Source organism: Nonomuraea glycinis (genome assembly GCF_035920485.1).
Classification (GTDB): Bacteria; Actinomycetota; Actinomycetes; order Streptosporangiales; family Streptosporangiaceae; genus Nonomuraea; species Nonomuraea glycinis.
This window is the reverse complement of the sequence record NZ_CP109166.1, coordinates 6,585,704-6,605,606: the sequence shown is the minus strand read 5'-3', so window position 1 is coordinate 6,605,606 and position 19,903 is coordinate 6,585,704. Positions and strand designations below refer to the sequence as shown.

Here is a 19,903-nt window from a genome sequence, read left to right as displayed (position 1 = left end):
CAGAAGGGCCCGAAGGGCCGGGCCCGCACGACGAAAGGACGCGACATGTCTGTACGGACTTCCGCGTACGCGAGTGACGCACTGACCGGTGAGACCGTGGACGTCGTGGTGATCGGCGGCGGCGCCGCGGGCCTGAACGGTGCCCTGATGCTGGCCCGCTCCCGCCGTTCGGTCATCGTGATCGACAGCGGGACGCCCCGCAACGCGCCTGCCGATGCCATGCACGGCTTCATCGTGCTGGACGGCACGCCGCCCACCGAGCTGCTCAAGCGCGGCCGGGAGCAGGTGCGCCAGTACGGCGGCCGGGTCGTCTTCGGAGACGTGACCTCTGCCGAGCCGGCCGCCCCGACCCTCGACGGTGATCTGCGTTTCGAGGTCGGCCTGGCCGATGGCCGCACGGTGACGGCACGCCGCGTGCTGGTGGCCACCGGCCTGCGGGACGTACTGCCGAACGTGCCCGGCCTCGCCGAGCACTGGGGGCACGGTGTGGTGCACTGCCCGTACTGCCACGGCTGGGAGGTGCGCGACGAACCGATCGGCGTCCTCGCCACCGGCCCCGCCTCGATCCACCACGCGCTGCTGTTCCGCCAGCTGACCGACGATCTCATCTACTTCACCCAGGGCACGGATCTCGACGACGACACCCGAGCGCGCTTCGCCGCCCGCGACATCCGCATCATCGACACCCCGATACAGGAGGTCGTGACGAGCGAGGACAGCGGCATCGCGGGGGTGCGCCTGACCGACGGCACGGTCGTGGCCCGCCGCGTCCTCGCGGTCGCCACCCGGATGCGGGCCCGCACCGAGGGCCTGAACGGCTTGAAGCTGCCGATGGAGGACCTGCCCGACAACATGGGCAGCCGCTTCGCCTCCGGCACGGCCGGCACCACCGAGGTCCCAGGCGTATGGGTCGCCGGCAACGCCACAGACCTGACCGCCCAAGTGGGCACCTCCGCCGCAGCAGGCGCCCTGGCCGGCGCCCACATCAACGCCCACCTGACCACCGCCGACACCAACACAGCCCTCAAGGCCACCGCCTGACATCAGCCCCCTGCTATCCCCGGCCACAGCGCAAGCAATGACGGACGACACGACCTGCCACCAAAACCGCCGGCGACAGAGGCACAAGCACAAAAGCGGAAGGCGAACATCATGCCCGCTACGGAGGGCGAGCGACCGTGAGAGGTCAGCTCGTCGCTGCGGCGACCAACCCGCACGTGTGCCGGAAAGTGACGGCTTCAGCTACGGCGAGCTCCCAGCACCGAAGCCCAGCGACGTGCTTCAGCATCGGCGATGCCGGCAAACCCCGAAGCCCCAGCCCGCACAACGGCGCCCGGCAAGAAGCAGGCCGGGAACAGTCGAGCGGAGGTGGGCGGGCGTTCCGGCCGACTTAAGACCGTGCCAAGTACCGCCGCGCCCGCCCGAGGCCGAAGGCGAACATCACCAGAGCCCAGGCAATCGCGGTCGGCCGGAACGCCCGCCCACCTCCGCGGCCACGCACCCCCAAGACGCACAAAAGGGGGCTACTTGACCCCAGCCTCCCGCATATCCCGCAACTCCCGCTTAAGCTCCTTGATCTCATCCCGCAACCGAGCAGCCACCTCGAACTGCAGATCAGCCGCAGCCTGATGCATCTGCTCAGTCAACGACTCGATCAAAGACTCCATCTGCGCCCGAGGCAGCTCCCCAGCGATGGCCCGAGCATGCTGCCCCGCCTTGGCCGCGAACCCAGGCACCGGCGCCTTGCCCCGAGACTGCTGCCGCCCACCCCCCATGAGCTGCTGCGTATCAGCGTCCTCCCGCTGCAACGAGTCCAGAATGTCCGCGATCTTCTTCCGCAGCGGCTGCGGATCGATCCCCCGAGCCTCGTTGTAGGCCACCTGCTTGGCCCGCCGCCGGTTGGTCTCGTCAATGGCCCGCTCCATGGACGGCGTCACCTTGTCGGCGTACATGTGCACCTGCCCGGACACGTTACGAGCCGCCCGCCCGATGGTCTGGATCAGCGAGGTCTCCGACCGCAGGAACCCTTCCTTGTCGGCGTCCAGGATGGCGACCAGCGACACCTCGGGCAGGTCAAGCCCCTCGCGCAGCAGGTTGATCCCCACCAGCACGTCGTACTCCCCGGTCCGGAGCTCGCGCAGCAGCTCGATCCGCCGCAGCGTGTCGACCTCGCTGTGCAGGTAACGCACCCGGATGCCGAGCTCCAGGAGGTAGTCGGTCAGGTCCTCGGACATCTTCTTGGTGAGCGTGGTGACCAGAACCCGCTCATCACGCTCGGCCCGCTCGCGGATCTCGTGCACCAGGTCGTCGATCTGCCCCTTGGTCGGCTTGACGACGATCTCGGGGTCGATGAGCCCGGTGGGCCGGATGACCTGCTCGACGACCTCGCCCTTGGCCCGGCCGAGCTCGTAGGGCCCGGGGGTGGCCGACAGGTAGACCGTCTGCCCGATCCGCTCCAGGAACTCTTCCCACTTCAGCGGCCGGTTGTCGAGCGCCGACGGCAGCCGGAAGCCGTGGTCGACCAGGGTGCGCTTGCGGGAGGCGTCGCCTTCGTACATGGCGCCGATCTGCGGCACGGTCTGGTGGGACTCGTCGAGGACGAGCAGGAAGTCCTCGGGGAAGTAGTCGAGCAGCGTGTTGGGCGCGCTGCCGGGCGAGCGGCCGTCCATGTGCCGCGAGTAGTTCTCGATCCCGGAGCAGGTGCCGATCTGCCGCATCATCTCCAGGTCGTAGGTGGTGCGCATGCGCAGCCGCTGGGCCTCCAGCAGCTTGCCCTGCCGCTCCAGCTCCGACAGCCGCTCGGCCAGCTCGGCCTCGATCCCGGTGACGGCCGCCGTCATCCGCTCCTCGCCGGCGACGTAGTGGGAGGCGGGGAAGATGTAGAGCTCTTCGTCCTCCGTGATGACCTCGCCGGTCAGCGGGTGCATGGTGGACAGCTTCTCGATCTCGTCGCCGAACATCTCGATCCGGACGGCGAGCTCTTCGTACTTGGGGATGATCTCGATGGTGTCGCCGCGCACCCGGAAGGTGCCGCGGGTGAAGGCGAGGTCGTTGCGGGCGTACTGCATGTCGACGAGGCGGCGCAGCAGCTGGTCGCGGTCGACGTCCATGCCGACGCGCAGCCGGGCCATGCGGTCGACGTATTCCTGAGGCGTGCCGAGGCCGTAGATGCAGGAGACGGAGGCGACCACGATGGTGTCGCGGCGGGTGAGCAGCGAGTTGGTCGCCGAGTGACGCAGCCGCTCCACCTCGTCGTTGATCGAGGAGTCCTTCTCGATGTAGGTGTCGCTCTGCGGGACGTACGCCTCAGGCTGGTAGTAGTCGTAATAGGAGACGAAGTATTCGACCGCGTTGTTGGGCAGCATCTCCCGCAGCTCGTTGGCGAACTGGGCGGCGAGCGTCTTGTTGGGCTGCATGACGAGCGTGGGCCGCTGCAGCCGCTCGATGAGCCAGGCCACGGTGGCCGTCTTGCCCGTGCCCGTGGCGCCCAGCAGGACGTTGTCCTTCTCCCCGGCCAGAATGCGGCGCTCCAGCTCGGCGATGGCCGTCGGCTGGTCGCCGGAGGGAGTCATCTCGGTGACGACCTCGAAGGGCGCCACCTTCCGCTGCAAATCTGTCACCGGTCGCATCCTGCCAATGTAGGCGACCCCACCGACAGAAACCCTCAGCCGGTCCGCTCACCGATGCGGGGGAAGGGCGTGGTGGAGAAGATCACCTCGACGGGCACGTCGAAGTAGTCGGCGATGCGCAGCGCCAGGTAGAGGCTGGGACTGTATTCGCCGCGTTCGAGGTAACCGACGGTCTGGTAGTGCACGCCGAGGGTGTCGGCCAGCTGCCTGCGGGTGACTCCGCGTTCGGCGCGCAGCAGGGCGATGCGGTTGTAGACGGTCTCGCTCATCGTCGCCCATCTTCTCAGCCGATGCGCTGCAGTGCCCGCTCGCGGCGCGCGGTCATCAGCGAGCCCGATTCGCGCCTGGCCATCCTGCGCAAGATGGGCGGCGCCAGCACGAGCCCGGCGACGGACCAGGCGAGGAGCACGCCGAGCGTCTCCAGGGGCCGCCAGGAGCCGCCGAGCTCGGCGGCGGCCGCCGCGTCCGGCAGCAGCGCCGCGCGCATGCCGAGGCCGAGCCAGTAGAGCGGGAACGCCTGGGCGACGGCCTGCAGCCAGGTGGCCAGCGCGGTGATCGGGTAGAAGATGCCGGAGACGCTGGAGAGCGCGCCGAACAGGAGCATCGACAGGCCCGCTGCCGCCTGCGGGCTGTTGGCCAGCGAGCCGATCACCGCACCCCACGGCAGGGTGGCCACCAGCCCCAGGGCGGCCACCCACGCCACGGTGAGCCATGCGCCGAGTCCCGCCCCGGTCAGCTCCGGCACCAGGAACAGGCCGGCGACGAGCACGATCAGCAGGCCGGAAACGGCGGCGAGCGAGAGCGACACGATCCGGCCGACGAGGTAGCCGACCATGCCCTGCGGCAGCGCCTTGGCCCGGAGCAGGGTGCCGTCCTCGCGCTCGACGGCCAGCGCGCCGACGGCTCCGGCGAGCCCGTTGAAGGCCATGCCGATGCCGAGGACGCCCGGCAGCGTGGCCGCGGCCAGTGACAGGTCGGTGCCCGGCACCTTGGCGTCGCGCTGGAAGTAGAGCACGACGACGAAGGCCGCCGTGGTGACGATGGTGAAACCGATGTCCTGCGGGTTGGTCAAGCTGTGCTTGAACTCGATCCAGCCCCTGGACAGCCCCAGCCGGGCCGCGTACGACGTCGGGTTCATCCTTCCTCCTTCTTCAGGATGGCCATGTAGGTGTCCTCCAGCGTGGCGCGCCGTACCTCGAGGTCGTCGATCTCCTCGCCGTACTGCGCGAACAGGCCGCGTACGAAGCCGGTGGCGTCGTCGGTGGCGTGCACGAAGTGCTCGCCGGCGCGGCTCCAGCGGACCTGCGCGTCGCGGGAGACCTCGCGGGACAGGCGGTCGGCGCTGCCGTCGGCGATGATCCGGCCACCGGTCAGGATGAGGATCCGGTCGGCGAGCTTCTCGGCCTCGTCCAGGTCGTGGGTGGTGAGCAGGATGGTGGTGTCGTCGAGGTCCGACAGCCGGTGCACGAGGTCGTGGAAGTCGCGGCGGGCCTGCGGGTCGAAGCCCGCGGTCGGCTCGTCGAGGAAGAGCACCTCGGGGCGGCCGACGATGCCGATGGCGACGTCGAGGCGGCGGCGCTGGCCGCCGGAGAGCCGGTTGACGCGCCGGCCGGCCTGCTCGGTGAGGCCGACGGCCTCGATGAGCTCGCCGGTGTCGAGGGGCCTGGGCCTGCTCGCGGTGGAATAGGGGGTGTAGTAGCGGCCCAGGTGATCGAGGAGCTGGTGCACGGGCCAGCGGCCGTGGTCGCGCCAGGACTGCAGGACGACGCCCAGCCTGGCCCGCCACCGCTCGTCGCCCTTCGCCGGGTCGGTGCCGAGCACCCGCACGTGCCCGGCGGAGGGCATGCGGAAGCCTTCGAGGATCTCGATCGTGGTGGTCTTGCCCGCGCCGTTGGGTCCGAGCAGCGCGATCACCTCGCCGGGGGCCACGCTGAAGTCGACGCCGCGCAGCACCTCCAGCGGTCCGTAGTTCATGTGCAATCCGCTGACTTCGAGCGCGCTGCCGGCGTTTGTCACATTGATGTCTCCATCCAGAGCCCTGATGGCGCTCATGACCCCCTCCTTGTAGTAGGTCTACTACATTGATAGCACAGCTACTACGAATGGCAACAGTGTTGCGATATTCCGGTGCAAGCGAACATTAAGTCGCACCCGATACGGTCGAATCCGCCTGAAGCGGAAGAGGAAGGTGCGATGTCACGACCAAGAGAGGCCCTTATCCAGGCAGGCCAGGGCGTAGCCCAGGCGGTCGTCCAGGGAGGCAACGTCCGGCAGGCCGTGGGGCAGGCGATCGGCCAGGCCGGGCAGCAGCTCGGACAGCAGGCGCAGGGGTTCGCGCTCAATCCCCATGACTTCGCCGCCGCCCGCGACGGCGGGGTGTCGATCGGCACCCAGATCGAGGCGCGCACCGCGTCGCTGAACGACGCCGGTGAGATCGTCAACCGCAGCTTCGCCGAGAACGGCATGCACGTCATCTCTCCCGTGGTGATCCCCAAGGGCAACGTCGCGAAGGTGGTCCTGCAACTGGGCGTCCTGGTGGTGCTCGGCCTGATCGGCGCGCTCGGCAACGTCATCCCCAACACCGACCTGTTCTTCGGCCCCCACTACTGGGTCGTGCTGGTGCTGGCCGCCGCGTTCCTGTGGTGGCGGCGCAGCGTGGTCATGGTGCCCGAGGGGTGCAAGGCGCTGATCACCAAGTTCGGCAAGATGGTGCAGATCGCGGACCCGGGCCGGGTGACGCTGCTCAACCCGTGGAAGCGGGTCAGCTACATCGTCAACACCACCCGCGAATACCCGTTCAACGCTCCCATCAGCGAGGCGCCGACCCAGCAGGGCGTCAAGGCGAGCGTCGACCTGTTCCTGCAGTTCAGGATCGAGAACCCGGCCGAGTTCATCTTCGTGCTCGGCTCGGTGAGCGGCTTCCAGTCCAAGCTCCAGAACGCCATCAGCGAGGTCACCCGGTCCCTGATCTACGCCCAGCGGGCCGAGGACATCTACGACCTGGTGGGCGAGAGCACGGTCGGCATGCTGGACAACCTCAACCAGCAGTTCCTGCCCGCCGTACGGCTCACGGACGTGAACATCACCCACGCCGAGCCGTCCAGCCAGGAGTACCGCATGGACCTGGCCGCCCCCGAGATGGTGCGGGTGGCCAAGGAGGCCTACACCTACGAGTACGAGCTGCAGCTGCGCAAGGAGCAGAACGAGGGCGACCTGGTCAAGGAGCTCGCCGGGCTGCAGGAGACGCTGAGCGGGATCCAGGCGGAGATCGCCGGCTATCAGGCGCGCATGGACACCGCCCTGGAGCGGGCCAGCCACCAGGCCACCGCGCAGGCCAGGCAGCGCCTGGTCGAGGCCGAGTCCTCGGCCAAGGCCAACTCGGCCCTGCTGGAGGCGCAGGCGCTGGACATCCGGGCGCTCAGCGCCGCGGAGGCGCCGGAGATCCTCGACTACCGCTTCCAGCAGGATCTGCTGGACAAGCTGGAGTCGGTCTCGGCCCGGCTGCCCCAGGTGGTGCAGGTGGGCGAGCAGACCGACATCGACTTCCTGGCGCTGGCCCAGCAGCTCGTCGGCGGCAAGGGCGCGGCGCTGTTCTCGCCCGAGGACATGGCCGCGATCCGGTCCAGGCTGTCGGAGATCGGCGCCCGCGTCTCGGGCCGCCAGGCGGAGATCGACGCGCTGCTCCAGCAGGTCGCGGAAGAGGTCAACGAGGCACCGGACGCGGACATCGTCACCGTGTCCGCCACTGTGCCGAGCATCGAGGGTGAGGTCCGATGAGCCGCCAGTTCTCGAAGATCAAGGAGTCGGTGGCCTCCTGGTCCGACATCCGCCAGCTCCTGCGCGGCGGCGAGCAGGGCCAGCTCGTGCCCGTCGTGATCCCCAAGGACCGGCGCGGGTTCGCCTGGATGACCCTGGTCTTCATCGCCATCTACTGCGCCGGGATGGCCGCACTCACCGACGCGACCGTCGTGGCCGCGCTGGCGGCGGTGTTCTTCCTGGTCGTCGGGCTGATCTGGATGTGGCGCAGGGCGATCATCGAGATCGAGGAGGGCACCACGGGGGTGCACAGCCACTGGGGCGCCATCACCGGCACGCTGTCCCCCGGCCGGCACTACCTCTGGCTGCCGTGGGACCGGGTGGACGCGGTGGTCGACACCTCCACCGAGATCCCTTACTCGGCGCCGATCGTGGCCTGCCCCACGGCCGAGAACGTGCCGCTGAAGTCGATCGAGTTCTTCCTGAAGTTCCGTATCGTGGACCCCGTGGCGTTCGTGCGCACGATCGGGGCCGGCAACTTCGACCTGGTGCTGTCGAGCGCCGTACAGGACGCGATCAGGCAGCGCAGCCGCAGGGTCAACACCGAGCGGGCCTACGACCTGCGCGGCTCCGACGTCGGTGACATGCAGGACGCGCTCAACCGCCAGCTCGGCCGCTACGGCGTGCGCATCACCGGCGCCAACATCCCCGACCTGCAGCTGCCCGACACCTACCAGCAGCACCTGTCCACCCGCGAGAAGGTGGCCAAGGAGCTGTCGGCCTACGAGCGCGAGTGGGAGCTGACCCGCAAGCGCCGCATCGACACGCTGCTGATGGAGATCGAGCGTTCCAAGAAGACCAGGGACGCCCGCGTCGTGGAGGTCAAGGCCGCCCACAACACCGCGCGCAAGGACGTGGCGCGGATGCTGGAGGAGCAGGCGACCGAGGCGCAGCGGGTGCGCTGGGAGATCGAGGCGCGCGGCCGCGCCGAGCTCACCTCCGCCGAGAACGAGGCCAAGGCCCTGCGCAGGCTGGCCGCCTCCTACCGGGACAACCGGGCCGTGCTGCAGTACGAGCTGGCCCGCAGGCGCCTCGACGTGGGCGCCAAGCTCGCGGAGAACGCTCCCCAGCCGCTGGTGGTCCGCACCCAGGCGGGCACCGGCGACTCCGCGCTCTCCACCCTGTTGCTGGCCCAGCTGCTCCCCCGCATCTCGGCCGGCGCGAACGGCCCGGCACCGACCTCATAGGGAGAACTCATGGTGTTCCGCAAGCTGATGGCCGCGTTCGGCGCGGGTGTCGAAGTCGACACGGTGCTGACCAACGCCACCGTGCGCCCCGGTGAGCCGCTGCGCGGGGTGGTCAACTTCAAGGGCGGCGGCTCCGACGCCAAGGTGGAGGGCATCTTCATCGACCTCACCGCGGTGGTCGAGGTCGAGTCCGGCGACAACGAGTACAAGACGACCTACAGCTTCCTGCGCCAGCAGGTGGCGGGCTCGTTCCAGCTGGCCTCCGGCGCGCAGCACGCGCAGCCGTTCCAGATCCCCGTCCCGTGGGAGACGCCGATCAGCGCGATCGCCGGGCAGCCGCTGCGCGGCATGCGGCTGGGCGTGCACACCGAGCTGGCGCTGGCCGGCGCCCTGGACAAGGGTGACCTCGACCCGCTGTTCGTCGCGCCGCTGCCGGCGCAGGAGCAGATCATCGCCGCGCTGGACCGGCTGGGCTTCCAGTTCAAGAAGGCCGACCTCGAACGCGGCACGCTGCGCGGCTCGACGATGCCGTTCTTCCAGGAGATCGAGTATTACGCGGGCGGCCGGTGGCGCAGCCACTTCAACGAGCTGGAGCTGACCTTCATCACCGGGCCGCACCAGGTGGACGTCATCCTGGAGGCCGACAAGCGGGGCGGCTTCCTGTCCTCCGGCCACGACGCCTACAACCGCTTCACCGTACGGCACAACGAACACCCCGGCGCGGCCGAGCAGGCGCTGCAGAGCGGCCTGGAGCAGATGGCGCGCAAGCGCGGCTGGTTCTAGCCGAGCGACGGACGGGCGGCGACGAGCGGAAGCTCGCCGCCGCCCGTCCGCGTCGCCAAGCTGGCACAAGCCCTCAAGGGGTACGACACCCGCGCCTTTTAACCTGCTAGCCGCTGGCATGACGTGGTCGTTAACATGACCAGGGGACTGACTGATCGTCGGATGCGGGGCGAGCGATGGCACGGTTGGTGGGGGCGCTCAAGCAGGTCGCCCCGTGGGCGGCGCAGAACGCCGATGTGGCGATCGCGCTGGCGCTGGCCATCGTCGTGGGCGTGCTCGGCATCATGCCCGAGGAGATGTTCGCCGCCGATCCGGAGCAGGGCGCCAAGGTCCAGGCCAAGTTCGTTACCGCCGCCACGCTGGTGATCCTCGCGCTGGTGGCCACCGCGCTGCTGCGCGACCGGGCCCGGCAGGCCCCCGTCGAGGAGAGCATCACCTCCGGCGCGCTCGCCCAGCTCCCGGTGCGGCTGCAGCGCCTGGAGCAGATCGAGCACCTGGTCACCGGCACCCGCAAGGCCCTGGACGCGCTGCAGCTCGTCAGGGTGCTCGGCAGCCGGCAGGAGATCGCCCAGGCGCACGCCGAGGCGCGCAAGGACACCGCCCGGTGGAGCTTCAAGGGCGGCACCGGCACCTACCTGCGCGCCGTCACCCTGCCGCTGTGCGTGGCCGCCGCCCGCCGCGACAAACGCCACCTGACCGTACGGATCGAGGTCATCGACCCGGCGGACACCGAGGTCTGCGAGACCTACGCCCACTACCGCCGATCGCTGTCCGACCTGCCGGACGGCACCGGCGAGACGTGGACGACCGACCGGGTCAGGAAGGAGTCCTACGCCACGATCCTGGCCGCGTTCTGGCACCGGCAGCGCTACGGGCTGCTGGACATCGGCGTCGGCCTGTCCGCCACGATGACCACCTTCCGCTGGGACCTGTCGAGCACCCGCCTGATCATGACGGTGGAGGATCCGAACCGGGCGATGACGGCGCTGGCCGACACCTTCTACTACGAGAACTGCGACACCGAGCTGCGCCTCAGCTTCGAGCAGGCGCGGCGGGTGCCGCTGGAGACGTACAAACGGGTGCCGCTCAGTGACGAGCCCACCATCGAGGAGGTGCAGGAGCTGTTCGAGCGGATCGGGACGCCGCTGCCCAAGTCCTACAACGGGCGGGACGTGGTGGACATCGCCAGGAAGGCGCTGCGCGCCATGGATCCCTACGGTGAGCCGGCCGTTCACGGGCAAGACGGGACGTAAGGACACGGCATGAGCTACCAGGGCGTCTACGAGCAGATCATCCAGGGCCGGGCCGGCGCCTGGGCGCTGGCGGCCCTGTCCGGCGAGGTGCGAGCCGTACGCCATCCGCTCGGATTCGTCTGCCTGCCGCTGGAGCGAGACGGCGGCGAGGGGGTATGTATCCACCTGTGGTCGGATTCGTTCGCCCCGGCGCGCAGCACCACCTCGCAGATCCACTGTCACAGCTGGGATCTGGTCAGCCACGTGCTGTATGGCCAGGTGCGCAACGTGCACGCGGTGGTCACGGACGCGGAGCTGGACGCGACGCACCGCGTGTTCGAGGTCGTCAGCGGCGTCGACGGCGACCGCATCTCTCCCACCCGCCGCACCGTGCGGCAGGCCACCGGGGTGGTGGAGTCGTTCGGGCCCGGCGACCTCTACACCCTGCCGGCGGACCGCTTCCACAGCAGCGTCGTGCCGGAGGGCGGCGAGGCCGCCACGATCGCGCTCGGGCGGGGCCACCCGGGCAGCCACGACCTGTCACTCGGCCCGCTCGGCGCGGGCGATCACCACGTGTCGAGGCGGCCGCTCGACGCCGAGGAGACGGCGCTCGCCGTACGCCTGATCACCGCCCATGTGAGCTGAGGGATGCCCGATGGATCTGGATCACGCTCGCGCGCTCGCCGTGGACGCCGCCGAGGCGGCGGGGAAGCTGCTCCTGGACGGCACCAGGCAGCCGATCGGCGTCCGCCCCAAGGGCGGCTCGGGGGACGTGGTGACCGATCTGGACCTGGCCTCGGAGAAGCTGCTGCTGGAGCGGATCCTCACGGTCTACCCGTCCCATACGGTCATCGCCGAGGAGTCGGGGCTGCTGGGCGTCTCGGGCGCCGAGTGGACCTGGCTGATCGATCCGCTCGACGGCACCAACAACGTGGCGATCGGCCTGCCCGCCTACGTCGTGGGCCTGGCCCTGTGCCGGGCGGGCCGGCCGATGCTGGGCGTGGTGCACGACCCGGTGTCGGCGCAGACGTGGTCGGCGGTCCGCGGCCGTGGCGCGCTGGCGTCCCCGGGCGCGCGGATGGCCGCCCGCCACCGGCCCTCGTCCCATGGCCCACTCCTCGCTTGGACCCAGGGGTATGCTGTGACCAGGGACGACACAAAGGTGCGCGAGCTGAGGCACGCGCTGGAGCTCGGCTCCCGGCGAGTGCTGCAGCTGTGGGCGCCGCTGCTGTCGTGGGCCATGCTGGCACGTGGAGACATCGACGGCATGGTCGGCTACCAGGCCGAGGCCGTGGACCTGCCCGCGGGCGCGCTGATCGCGCAGGAGGCCGGGATCGAGATCCGGGCGCTGGACGGCGGGCCCTTCGAGGACAACATCGAGGGCACGGTCGAGGACCGCAGCTTCGTGGCGGCCCACCCGGAGGCCATGCAGGCCCTGCTGTCCCTTGTCCATCGATGAATCACTGAAGATATGCGCATGGCCCGGCGGCGAAGAGCGCTTCCCGCCCGGTCCGACGTCTGTACCAGAGGGTGCGGAAAGGAGAAACACCATGTCGGCGTTGCTGACGGATCCGACCATGGAGCTGAGTGTGACCGAGTCGGCGACGGTGCTCTCCGCCTCGTCGCATCCTGGAGCCAGTGTGCCGCGCCCGCCGCTGGAGGCGGCATGAGCGGCGAGCGCGCCTCCCGGTGGGCGCATCCGTGGTTCGCGGCGGTGGTCGGTCCCCGGCCGTCGGAGGAGGAGCCGGCCGAGGAGGCCGAGGACAGCGCCCCGAACCGGCGCCGGTCGGCACGGTCCATGACGATCCGCCGCCGCTGAGCGGCGGCTCCTTGAGCAGGTGCCCGCCCGCGCCGGACGGCGGCTACTTGAGCATGTACTTGCACGACCCCTTGCCTGAGGCGACCTTCTCGCCGTCCACGATGATCCGGCAGGGGGCCGGCTTGAACTGGCCGTTGGCGGCCCGGACCGACCCCGCCACGATCGAGACCAGGCGGCCCACTTCCTGCTCGGCGCCGGTGAGCTCGATCTGGGCGGTCCTGGACCAGGGCAGCTTGGCCTCGTTCTCGACGCCGCTCTCGTCCGCGTTGTACATGATCGGCTGAGCGGCCTTCCCCTTGCCGAGGACTTCGAGCTTGACCAGCCGGACCGCCTTCGGCGGGATCACCGAGACGGTGGCGGACGGCTCGGCCGACGCCTTGGCCGACGCGCTGGGGGGCACGATCGAGGACGCGGTCGTCACGGTGCCGCCGCCGCTGCAGGCGGTCAGCCCGACGGCGGCCAGGAGGACAAGACCGAAACATCTGTTCAGAGGTGATTTGGCCATGGTGGCCATTGTCCTCTAGATCAACCGGTGACGAGCCCTCAACCGAAGGTGACCAGGGCCCAGGTCGTCGCCGCCAGGCCCACGACGGCCAGGCCGGCACCGGTGAGCAGGAAGCGGCGCATCGGCACCTTGACGTCGTGGCGGCGGCACGACTCGAACCAGAGCAGCGTCGCCAGCGACGCCCACGGCGTGATGACCGGGCCCACGTTGGCGCCGACGAGCAGGGCGAGAAGCTGACCTCGGTCGTCGGCCGGGATGACCTCCTCGACGGCCTTGAAGGCGGGCAGATTGTTGAGCAGATTGGACAGCCCGGCCCCGACGGCGGCCGTGCGGTACGGGTCCCGCTCGACGCCGAGCAGCCAGCCCATCAGGTCGGCCAGACCGTACCTGCTGAGCGTGGGCACCACCAGGAACAGGCCGGTCACGAAGATGAGCAGCTGCCACGGCACCAGCCGCCAGGTCAGCCGCCCGCGGTCGCGCACCGCGAAGGCGACCACCACGATGAGCGCCGCCACCGTCGCCGCCGTCCACACCTCCACCCCCGCCAGCAGCGCGCCGATGAACAGCAGGCAGGCGACCGAGGCGGCGCCGAACAGCACCCGGTCGGCGATCGGCTCCAGCAGCGGGGGCGTGTAGCGCGCCTCGCGCCGCTCGCCCCTGCGCCAGAAGAAGGCCCACAGGAACGCCATGGTGACCATGATCGCGACGACCTGCGGGGCCCACATCCGGGCCGCGAACTCCAGCGGCGACAGGTCGATGGCCTCCATGGCCAGCAGGTTCGTCAGGTTGGACACCGGCAGCAGCAGGCTCGCGGTGTTGGCGAACCAGATGGTGGTCATGGCCAGCGGCAGGGCGGCGATGCGGGCCTTGGGGGCCAGGGCCAGCATGACCGGCGTGAGCAGCACCGCCGTCGTATCCAAGTTCAGAAAAATCGTGATAAATGACGCGAAGGCCGTACAGAGGAGAAAGAGGGCAACGTAGTTGCCGCGGCCGAGGACCGCCATCCTGGCCGCGATCACGTCGAAGACCTGCGCCTCCTTGGTGAGCTCCGCCAGCACGATGATCCCCACCAGGAACACCAGCAACGGCCCGATCTCGCCCATGCTCTCCCGGGCGACCGGCAGCGGGAGCAGCCCGGTGGCCACGAAGACCAGACCGAGCACGAGCAGCCCGACCCTGATCCAGTCGAGCACGCCAAGACGCCGCAACACCCGACGATGATCGCACACGGCATGCGAAACGCCGACCCCACGGGCGATACTGAGGGAATGGCACGTGACGGAAGGCCGACACAGATCTTCGTCAGCTACTCCCCCGCCGACACGGCCTGGGCGACATGGATCGCCTGGGAGCTGGAGGCGGCCGGCTACCGCACGATGATCCAGGCGTGGGACTTCGTCCCCGGCACCAACTTCATCGACTTCATGGACCGCGGCGTCAGCGAGGCGCAGCTCGTCGTGGCGGTGCTCTCGCGCAACTACCTGAGCTCCCGCTACGGCCGGATGGAGTGGCAGGCGGCGATGCGCGCCGACCCCGACGCCCCGTCGAACAAGCTGGTCACCATCCGACTGGAGGACGTCCGGCTCGACGGGCTGCTGTCCACGATCACCTGGGTGGACCTGCTGGGCGTGACCGATCCAGGGCACGCCAGGGCGCTGCTGCTCGGCCGGGTCAGGGAGGCGCTGAACGGCCGGGCCAAGCCCGAGGCCGCGCCCACGTTCCCGACCGGCTCGGACCTGCCCGCCCCACCGCCGACGCTGCCGCCGCCCGGCGGCGGCAGCGGAGTGCGCACCCGCCGCAGTCCGGTGAGCGCGCCGAAGTTCCCGCCCGCCGCCGCCCCGCACGCCCGGCGTGACTCCCTCAGCGTGCTGCACCTGGCCGGCCCCCGGTTCGGGCGGGGGCTGCCGGACCCGGGCGAGCCGTTCACCCCCGAGGACATCCAGGCCCGGATCTGGGCCGACCTCACCGCCATGTACGACAGGGGCACGCCCCGGCCCGACCTCATCGTGGCCAGCGGCGACCTGACCGAGTCCGGCAGCCTGCGGCAGTTCGGGCAGGCCACCCGGTTCGTCACCGACCTGCGGCTGCTGCTCGGGCTGGAGCCGCACCGGCTGGTGATCGTGCCGGGCCCGCGCGACGTCACCAAGGCCGCGGCCAGCGCCTACTTCCTCACCTGCGAGGCCGACGACGTCAGCCCGCAGCCGCCCTACTGGCCCAAGTGGCGGCATTTCGCCGGCCTGTTCGGCGAGGTCTATCAGGGGCTCGACGACCGGGTGTTCGACGTCGGGCAGCCGTGGACCGTGTTCGAGGTGCCCGACCTGAAGGTGGTCGTTGCCGGGCTCAACTCGACGATGGCGATGAGCCACCTGGAGCGCGACGCCTACGCCATGCTCGGTGAGGGACAGGCCGCCTGGTTCGCCGAGCGGCTGCGGCCCTACGAGGAGCAGGGCTGGCTGCGCCTGGGCGCCATCGGGCACCCGCCCGCCGCGCTGCACGACGCGCCGGCCTTCGAACGGCTCCTGGCCCACCGGCTCAACCTGCTCTTCCAGGGGTCCGGCGACCCCGCCGCGGGGGCCGTCACCGCGCCCCGCCGCCACCAGGTCATCGAGATCACCCCCGAGGGGATCCGCACCTGGCTGCCCGACGGCGGCGCGCCCGCCCGGGTCCGGCACGTCTGGCGGGCCGCCCGCGCCACCTTCACCGGCGAGACGCCCGCCGGCCCGCCCCCCGGTGGCGGCTCGGCCCCGGGGCAGGACCGGCGCCAGCCCACCCCGGTCGAGCTGCTGCTCGACCGGATCACCGAGGTCTGCGAGGCCAGGCACGAGCGGGCCAGGATCCGCCGCATGCCCGGCCATCTGGTGGTCACCCACCCCGACGACGGGTTCGTCCGCCAGCTGATGATCGGCGCGCACGCGGGCGAGCTCACCGCCGAGGACGCCGCCGAGTTCGTCCGGCAGGCGCACGCGAGCGAGCTGGCGGCGGAGCTGGTCTACCAGGGGCCGCCGCCGTCGCGCACGCTGCGCGAGGACCTCATGCGCAGGGGGGTGCGGCTGCGCAGCTTCACCGAGTTCCAGGGCCTGCTCGACCTGTCCGGCTACGCCGCCGAGCAGACGGCCAGGCTCACCACCGACCGCCGCTACCCGCCCGCGCTGTACGTCCCGCAGCGTTACCGCGAGCTCGACCGGCCCGGCCACCAGATCAGAGAAGGGCTCACCGACGAGCTCATGCGGCTGCTGGCCACCGACCACGGCAGGTTCCTGCTGCTGCTCGGCGACTTCGGGCACGGCAAGACGTTCGCACTGCGCGAGCTGGCCCGGCGCATCCCGGCCGAGCTGCCGCACCTGACGCCCGTCCTCATCGAGCTGCGCGCCCTGGACAAAGCGCACTCGGTGGACGGGCTGGTGGCCGCGCACCTGGCCAACCACGGCGAGGAGCTCATCGACCTCAAGGCCTTCCGCTACCTGCTCAGGCAGGGCCGGATCGTGCTGCTGTTCGACGGTTTCGACGAGCTCGTCACCCGGCTCACCTACGACCGGGCGGCCGACCACCTGGCGACGTTACTGGCCGCGGCGGAGGACAAGGCGAAGATCGTGGTCGCCAGCCGTACCCAGCACTTCAAGTCGCACAGTCAGGTGCTGACCTCGCTCGGCGAGATGGTGGGCGTGCTGCCGCAGCGGCGGGTGCTGGGCCTGGAGGACTTCACCTACGACCAGATCCGCTCCTACCTCGCCAACCGGTTCAACGACGGTGACGAGGCCGCCGCCCGGATGTCGCTGATGGAGGGCATCAGGGACCTGCTGGCCCTGGCCCAGAACCCGCGGATGCTGAGCTTCATCGCCGACCTCGACGCCGACCGGCTGCGCACGGTGGCCCAGGCGCGGCACACGATCAGCCCCGCGCTGCTGTACGAAGAGATCCTGCAGTCCTGGCTGGCCTTCGAGGAGCGGCGGGTCAAGGTGCCGGGGTCGCCCGCCACCCTGTCCACCGCGGAGCTGTGGCAGGTGGTGACGGCGCTGGCGCTGCGGCTGTGGGACTCCGGCGAGTCACTGCTCGGTGTGGACGAGCTGACCGAGATCGCCGAGACGCTGGCCGATCTGGCCAGCGGCCAGCTCTCGGCCGCGCACACCGCCTACGCGATGGGGTCGGGCAGCCTGCTGGTGCGGACCGAGGAGGGGATGTTCGGGTTCATTCACTCCTCGGTGATGGAGTGGCTGATCGCCAGGCACGTGGCGGCGACGATCGACGCGCCCGTGGCGCTGTCGCGCCGGCCGCTGTCGGCGCTGACCGTCGAGTTCCTGTGCGACCTGGCCGACGTGCGGGCGCTGCGGGCGTGGGTGGCCGATCCGCCCGCCGACGACGTGTCCCGCGCGAACGCCGTGAAGATCGCGGCCCGGCTGCGCACCCCCGCCCGGGCCGACCTGCGCGGCGCGAACCTGAAGGGCGAGGACCTGTCGGCCAGGGATCTGCAGGAGGTGGACCTGACCGGGGCCGACCTGACCGACGCGACCCTCGCGGGCACCAACCTGTCCAGGGCGGTCCTGCGGGACGCCAAGCTGGTCGGGGCGCGGCTCGACGGCGCCGTGCTCACCGGCGCCGACCTGGGCGGCGCCGACCTGTCCGGGGCGCGGCTGGCGCGCACGGACCTGAGCGACGTGTCGGCCGAGGGCGCCCGGTGGCACCGCGCCACCCTGATCAACGTGACCGGCACGCCGCCGCACCTGCCGGGCGCCGCCGTGGTGCCGGGTCACCCGGTCGAGACGCAGCTCGCGCCCGCCGCGATCGGCGTGCCGTACGGATACAACTTCCACACCAGCCGCCTGCCCGAGCCGATCGCCTACAGTCCGGACGGCTCGACCATCGCGATCGGCAACGAGGACGGCGGCGTGCTGCTGTGCGTCGGCGGGCTGCCGGTGCGCACCCTGCAGGGGCACACCGGCCGCGTCTACTCCGTCTCGTTCGCCGGTGACCTGCTGGCGACCGGCGCGAGCGACGGCGTCGTCATGCTGTGGGACCCCCTCACCGGCGTGCGGCTGCGCGCCCTGACCGGCCACCGCGACGGCGTCTGGCCGGTACGGTTCAGCCCTTCGGGAGAGCTGCTCGCGGCGGGCGGCGGCGACGGCGTGGTCCGGGTCTGGAACACCGCCACCGGCGACCTGCTGCACGAGCTGACCGGTCACCAGGCGCCCATCTACACGGCCTCCTTCCACGGGAACGTGCTGGCGACCGGCGACGCGGCGGGCATGCTGCGCATCTGGAGCCTGTCCACCGGCGAGCTGGCCAGGACCATGGACGACCACCGCGGCCCCGTCTACCGCGCCGTGCACAGCCCGGACGGCTCGGTGCTGGCCACCGGCGACGGAGCGGGCACGCTGCGGGTGTGGGACACCGCCACCTGGACGCGGCGGCACGCGCTGACCGGCCTGCGGGGCAGCATCTACTGCGTCACGTTCTCGCCCGACGGCTCGCTGCTGGCCACCGGCGACACCTCCGGCGACGTGCGGCTGTGGGACTCCTCGGGCGAGTTCCGCGGCCTGCACACCACCCACGCCGCCGCCGTCTACCAGGTGGCCTTCTCCCCCGACGGCCGTACGCTGGCCACCGGCGACTCCGCCGGCGTGGTGCGGCTGCAGACGGTCGGCAGGCCGCAGCGTGTCGAGCTGAGCGGTCACCGCAGCTCGGTGTGGCCGTTCGCGTGGCGGCCCGACAGCGAGCAGCTCGCCACCAGCAGCAACGACGGCACGGTCCGGCTGTGGGACCCGGAGTCGGGCCAGTGCCAGCGCGTGCAGCGCGGGCACGGCAGGCGCATCACCTCGGTCCGCTTCAGCGCCAACGGCTCCATGCTGGCGACCAGCGGCAACGACGGCGTCGTGCGCGTGTGGGAGGCCCGCACCGGGCGACGGCTGCGCGAGTTCACCGGCCAGGCCGACCGGCTGATCTCCGCGCTGTTCTCCCCCGCCGGGCCGGTGCTGGCGACCTCCAGCAACGACGGCGGCGTGCACTTCTGGAACGCCACCACCGGCGACTACGAGCGCGAGCTCAACGCCGAGACCGACCACGTGTGGGCGGAGGCGTTCAGCCCCGACGGCACCAAACTGGCCACGGCCAACGACGACGACAGCGTGCGGATCTGGTGGCGGGCGACGGGCCGGCTGGTCGCCAGCCTCACCGACCACCGCGGCCGGGTCCGCTCGATCGCCTTCAGCCCGGACGGCCGCTACGTCGCCACCGGCTGCGACGACCGGCTGGTACGGATCTGGCACGTGGACTCCGGCGGCCGGGTGGCGACTCTGGAGGGGCACTCCGACCGGGTCTACTCGGTGGTGTTCTCGCCCTCGGGCGACCTGCTGGCGAGCGCCGGCAACGACGGCCACGCCAGGCTGTGGGAGTTGCGGCCGGGCCAGCCCTGGCAGCCGCTGCTGCGGCACACCTTCGACGGTGGCGCGAGACGGCTGTGGACCGTCGACTTCAACGCCGCCGGCGACCGCATCGCCACCGGCGGCGACGACGCCGTGGTGCGGGTGTGGGACACCACCTCCGGCAGGCTGCTGCGCGCGCTCCCCGGTCATGCGCGGCGCGTCTGGTCGGTCGCCTTCAGCCCTTCCTCGGACCTGCTGGCCAGCGCGGGCGACGACGGCGTGGTGATCCTCTGGGAGGGATCGGATCGCCGGATGACCCTGCTCGGGCTGCCGGAGGGCTGGGCGGCGCTGGCGCCGGACGGCCGCTACAAGGTCCAGGGGGAGACGGCGGGGCAGTTCTGGCATGTCATCGGCATGTCGCGGTTCGAGCTGGGTGAGCTGGACGCGCACCTGCCCGGGGTCCGCCAGGTGCCCCTCGACGCGCCGTTCTAGCCGGGACATCGGGCGGCCGAGCGTCGCCACCCGGACATCGGGCGGCCGAGCAAGCCCGTCGCCACCCGGACATCGGGCGGCCGA

Annotated in this window: 15 protein-coding genes; 9 read left to right on the top strand and 6 right to left on the bottom strand. The window is 70.9% G+C overall.

Annotated features, from left to right (window positions below):
• The first annotated feature begins 45 nt into the window (after positions 1-45).
• Positions 46-1,041, top strand: a complete 996-nt coding sequence (locus OHA68_RS31035; protein WP_327103397.1) for an NAD(P)/FAD-dependent oxidoreductase — start codon at positions 46-48, stop codon at positions 1,039-1,041.
• Between the two features lie 482 nt (positions 1,042-1,523).
• Here the strand turns inward: OHA68_RS31035 and uvrB are convergent, their stop codons facing one another.
• Genes uvrB through OHA68_RS31015 form a run of 4 tightly spaced genes read right to left on the bottom strand, consistent with a single transcriptional unit; the run spans position 1,524 to position 5,681 of the window.
• The gene (gene uvrB / locus OHA68_RS31030; RefSeq protein WP_327103396.1) at positions 1,524-3,629 is read right to left on the bottom strand and encodes an excinuclease ABC subunit UvrB; all 2,106 of its coding nucleotides are present in this window, start codon (positions 3,627-3,629) and stop codon (positions 1,524-1,526) included.
• A 35-nt stretch (positions 3,630-3,664) separates the two neighbouring features.
• A complete protein-coding gene (locus tag OHA68_RS31025) occupies positions 3,665-3,898 on the bottom strand; it encodes a helix-turn-helix transcriptional regulator (RefSeq protein WP_189140046.1) in 234 nt (77 codons plus the stop codon).
• 14 nt (positions 3,899-3,912) lie between these two features.
• Positions 3,913-4,767 carry an ABC transporter permease gene (locus OHA68_RS31020; protein ID WP_327103395.1) on the bottom strand — a complete coding sequence of 285 codons (855 nt, stop codon included), beginning with the start codon at positions 4,765-4,767 and terminating at the stop codon, positions 3,913-3,915.
• Positions 4,764-5,681 carry an ABC transporter ATP-binding protein gene (locus OHA68_RS31015; protein WP_327103394.1) on the bottom strand — a complete coding sequence of 306 codons (918 nt, stop codon included), beginning with the start codon at positions 5,679-5,681 and terminating at the stop codon, positions 4,764-4,766. Before OHA68_RS31015 ends, OHA68_RS31020 begins: the two co-directional genes overlap by 4 nt.
• A 141-nt stretch (positions 5,682-5,822) precedes the next feature.
• Here OHA68_RS31015 and OHA68_RS31010 point away from each other — a divergent pair, with 141 nt between their 5' ends.
• The 7 genes from OHA68_RS31010 to OHA68_RS30980 all read left to right on the top strand — a co-directional run bounded on the left by OHA68_RS31010 (position 5,823) and on the right by OHA68_RS30980 (position 12,466).
• On the top strand, positions 5,823-7,406 hold the full coding sequence (locus OHA68_RS31010; protein ID WP_327103393.1) for an SPFH domain-containing protein: 1,584 nt from the start codon (positions 5,823-5,825) through the stop codon (positions 7,404-7,406).
• A complete protein-coding gene (locus OHA68_RS31005; protein WP_327103392.1) occupies positions 7,403-8,632 on the top strand; it encodes an SPFH domain-containing protein in 1,230 nt (409 codons plus the stop codon). The genes OHA68_RS31010 and OHA68_RS31005 overlap by 4 nt, the downstream gene beginning before the upstream one ends.
• A gap of 9 nt (positions 8,633-8,641) precedes the next feature.
• Positions 8,642-9,415 (top strand): sporulation protein, encoded by a 774-nt coding sequence (locus tag OHA68_RS31000; RefSeq protein WP_189140042.1) that lies wholly within the window; start codon positions 8,642-8,644, stop codon positions 9,413-9,415.
• 176 nt (positions 9,416-9,591) lie between these two features.
• Entirely contained in the window at positions 9,592-10,668 is a 1,077-nt protein-coding gene (locus OHA68_RS30995; RefSeq protein ID WP_327103391.1) for a hypothetical protein, read from the top strand.
• Between the two features lie 9 nt (positions 10,669-10,677).
• On the top strand, positions 10,678-11,292 hold the full coding sequence (locus tag OHA68_RS30990; RefSeq protein WP_327103390.1) for a hypothetical protein: 615 nt from the start codon (positions 10,678-10,680) through the stop codon (positions 11,290-11,292).
• A gap of 10 nt (positions 11,293-11,302) precedes the next feature.
• On the top strand, positions 11,303-12,106 hold the full coding sequence (locus OHA68_RS30985) for an inositol monophosphatase family protein (RefSeq protein WP_327103389.1): 804 nt from the start codon (positions 11,303-11,305) through the stop codon (positions 12,104-12,106).
• Between the two features lie 207 nt (positions 12,107-12,313).
• Positions 12,314-12,466, top strand: a complete 153-nt coding sequence (locus tag OHA68_RS30980) for a hypothetical protein (protein WP_189140038.1) — start codon at positions 12,314-12,316, stop codon at positions 12,464-12,466.
• Between the two features lie 43 nt (positions 12,467-12,509).
• Here OHA68_RS30980 and OHA68_RS30975 read toward each other — a convergent pair whose 3' ends face one another.
• Positions 12,510-12,971, bottom strand: coding sequence for a hypothetical protein (locus OHA68_RS30975; protein ID WP_189140037.1), 462 nt, complete (start codon positions 12,969-12,971; stop codon positions 12,510-12,512).
• 38 nt (positions 12,972-13,009) lie between these two features.
• Complete coding sequence (locus OHA68_RS30970; protein ID WP_327103388.1) at positions 13,010-14,182, bottom strand: ArsB/NhaD family transporter; 1,173 nt, start codon at positions 14,180-14,182, stop codon at positions 13,010-13,012.
• Between the two features lie 57 nt (positions 14,183-14,239).
• Here OHA68_RS30970 and OHA68_RS30965 point away from each other — a divergent pair, with 57 nt between their 5' ends.
• Complete coding sequence (locus tag OHA68_RS30965) at positions 14,240-19,819, top strand: WD40 domain-containing protein (RefSeq protein WP_327103387.1); 5,580 nt, start codon at positions 14,240-14,242, stop codon at positions 19,817-19,819.
• Positions 19,820-19,903: the final 84 nt, after the last annotated feature.

Excerpts from the sequence above, each read along its gene's own strand:
- OHA68_RS31035 (WP_327103397.1), top strand. The coding sequence starts at position 46 with ATGTCTGTACGGACTTCCGCGTACGCGAGTGACGCACTGACCGGTGAG.
- OHA68_RS30980 (WP_189140038.1), top strand. The coding sequence starts at position 12,314 with ATGAGCGGCGAGCGCGCCTCCCGGTGGGCGCATCCGTGGTTCGCGGCG.
- OHA68_RS30990 (WP_327103390.1), top strand. The coding sequence starts at position 10,678 with ATGAGCTACCAGGGCGTCTACGAGCAGATCATCCAGGGCCGGGCCGGC.
- OHA68_RS30985 (WP_327103389.1), top strand. The coding sequence starts at position 11,303 with ATGGATCTGGATCACGCTCGCGCGCTCGCCGTGGACGCCGCCGAGGCG.
- OHA68_RS30965 (WP_327103387.1), top strand. The coding sequence starts at position 14,240 with ATGGCACGTGACGGAAGGCCGACACAGATCTTCGTCAGCTACTCCCCC.
- uvrB (WP_327103396.1), bottom strand. The coding sequence starts at position 3,629 with ATGCGACCGGTGACAGATTTGCAGCGGAAGGTGGCGCCCTTCGAGGTC.
- OHA68_RS31005 (WP_327103392.1), top strand. The coding sequence starts at position 7,403 with ATGAGCCGCCAGTTCTCGAAGATCAAGGAGTCGGTGGCCTCCTGGTCC.
- OHA68_RS31020 (WP_327103395.1), bottom strand. The coding sequence starts at position 4,767 with ATGAACCCGACGTCGTACGCGGCCCGGCTGGGGCTGTCCAGGGGCTGG.
- OHA68_RS31000 (WP_189140042.1), top strand. The coding sequence starts at position 8,642 with ATGGTGTTCCGCAAGCTGATGGCCGCGTTCGGCGCGGGTGTCGAAGTC.
- OHA68_RS30975 (WP_189140037.1), bottom strand. The coding sequence starts at position 12,971 with ATGGCCAAATCACCTCTGAACAGATGTTTCGGTCTTGTCCTCCTGGCC.
- OHA68_RS31010 (WP_327103393.1), top strand. The coding sequence starts at position 5,823 with ATGTCACGACCAAGAGAGGCCCTTATCCAGGCAGGCCAGGGCGTAGCC.
- OHA68_RS31015 (WP_327103394.1), bottom strand. The coding sequence starts at position 5,681 with ATGAGCGCCATCAGGGCTCTGGATGGAGACATCAATGTGACAAACGCC.
- OHA68_RS31025 (WP_189140046.1), bottom strand. The coding sequence starts at position 3,898 with ATGAGCGAGACCGTCTACAACCGCATCGCCCTGCTGCGCGCCGAACGC.
- OHA68_RS30995 (WP_327103391.1), top strand. The coding sequence starts at position 9,592 with ATGGCACGGTTGGTGGGGGCGCTCAAGCAGGTCGCCCCGTGGGCGGCG.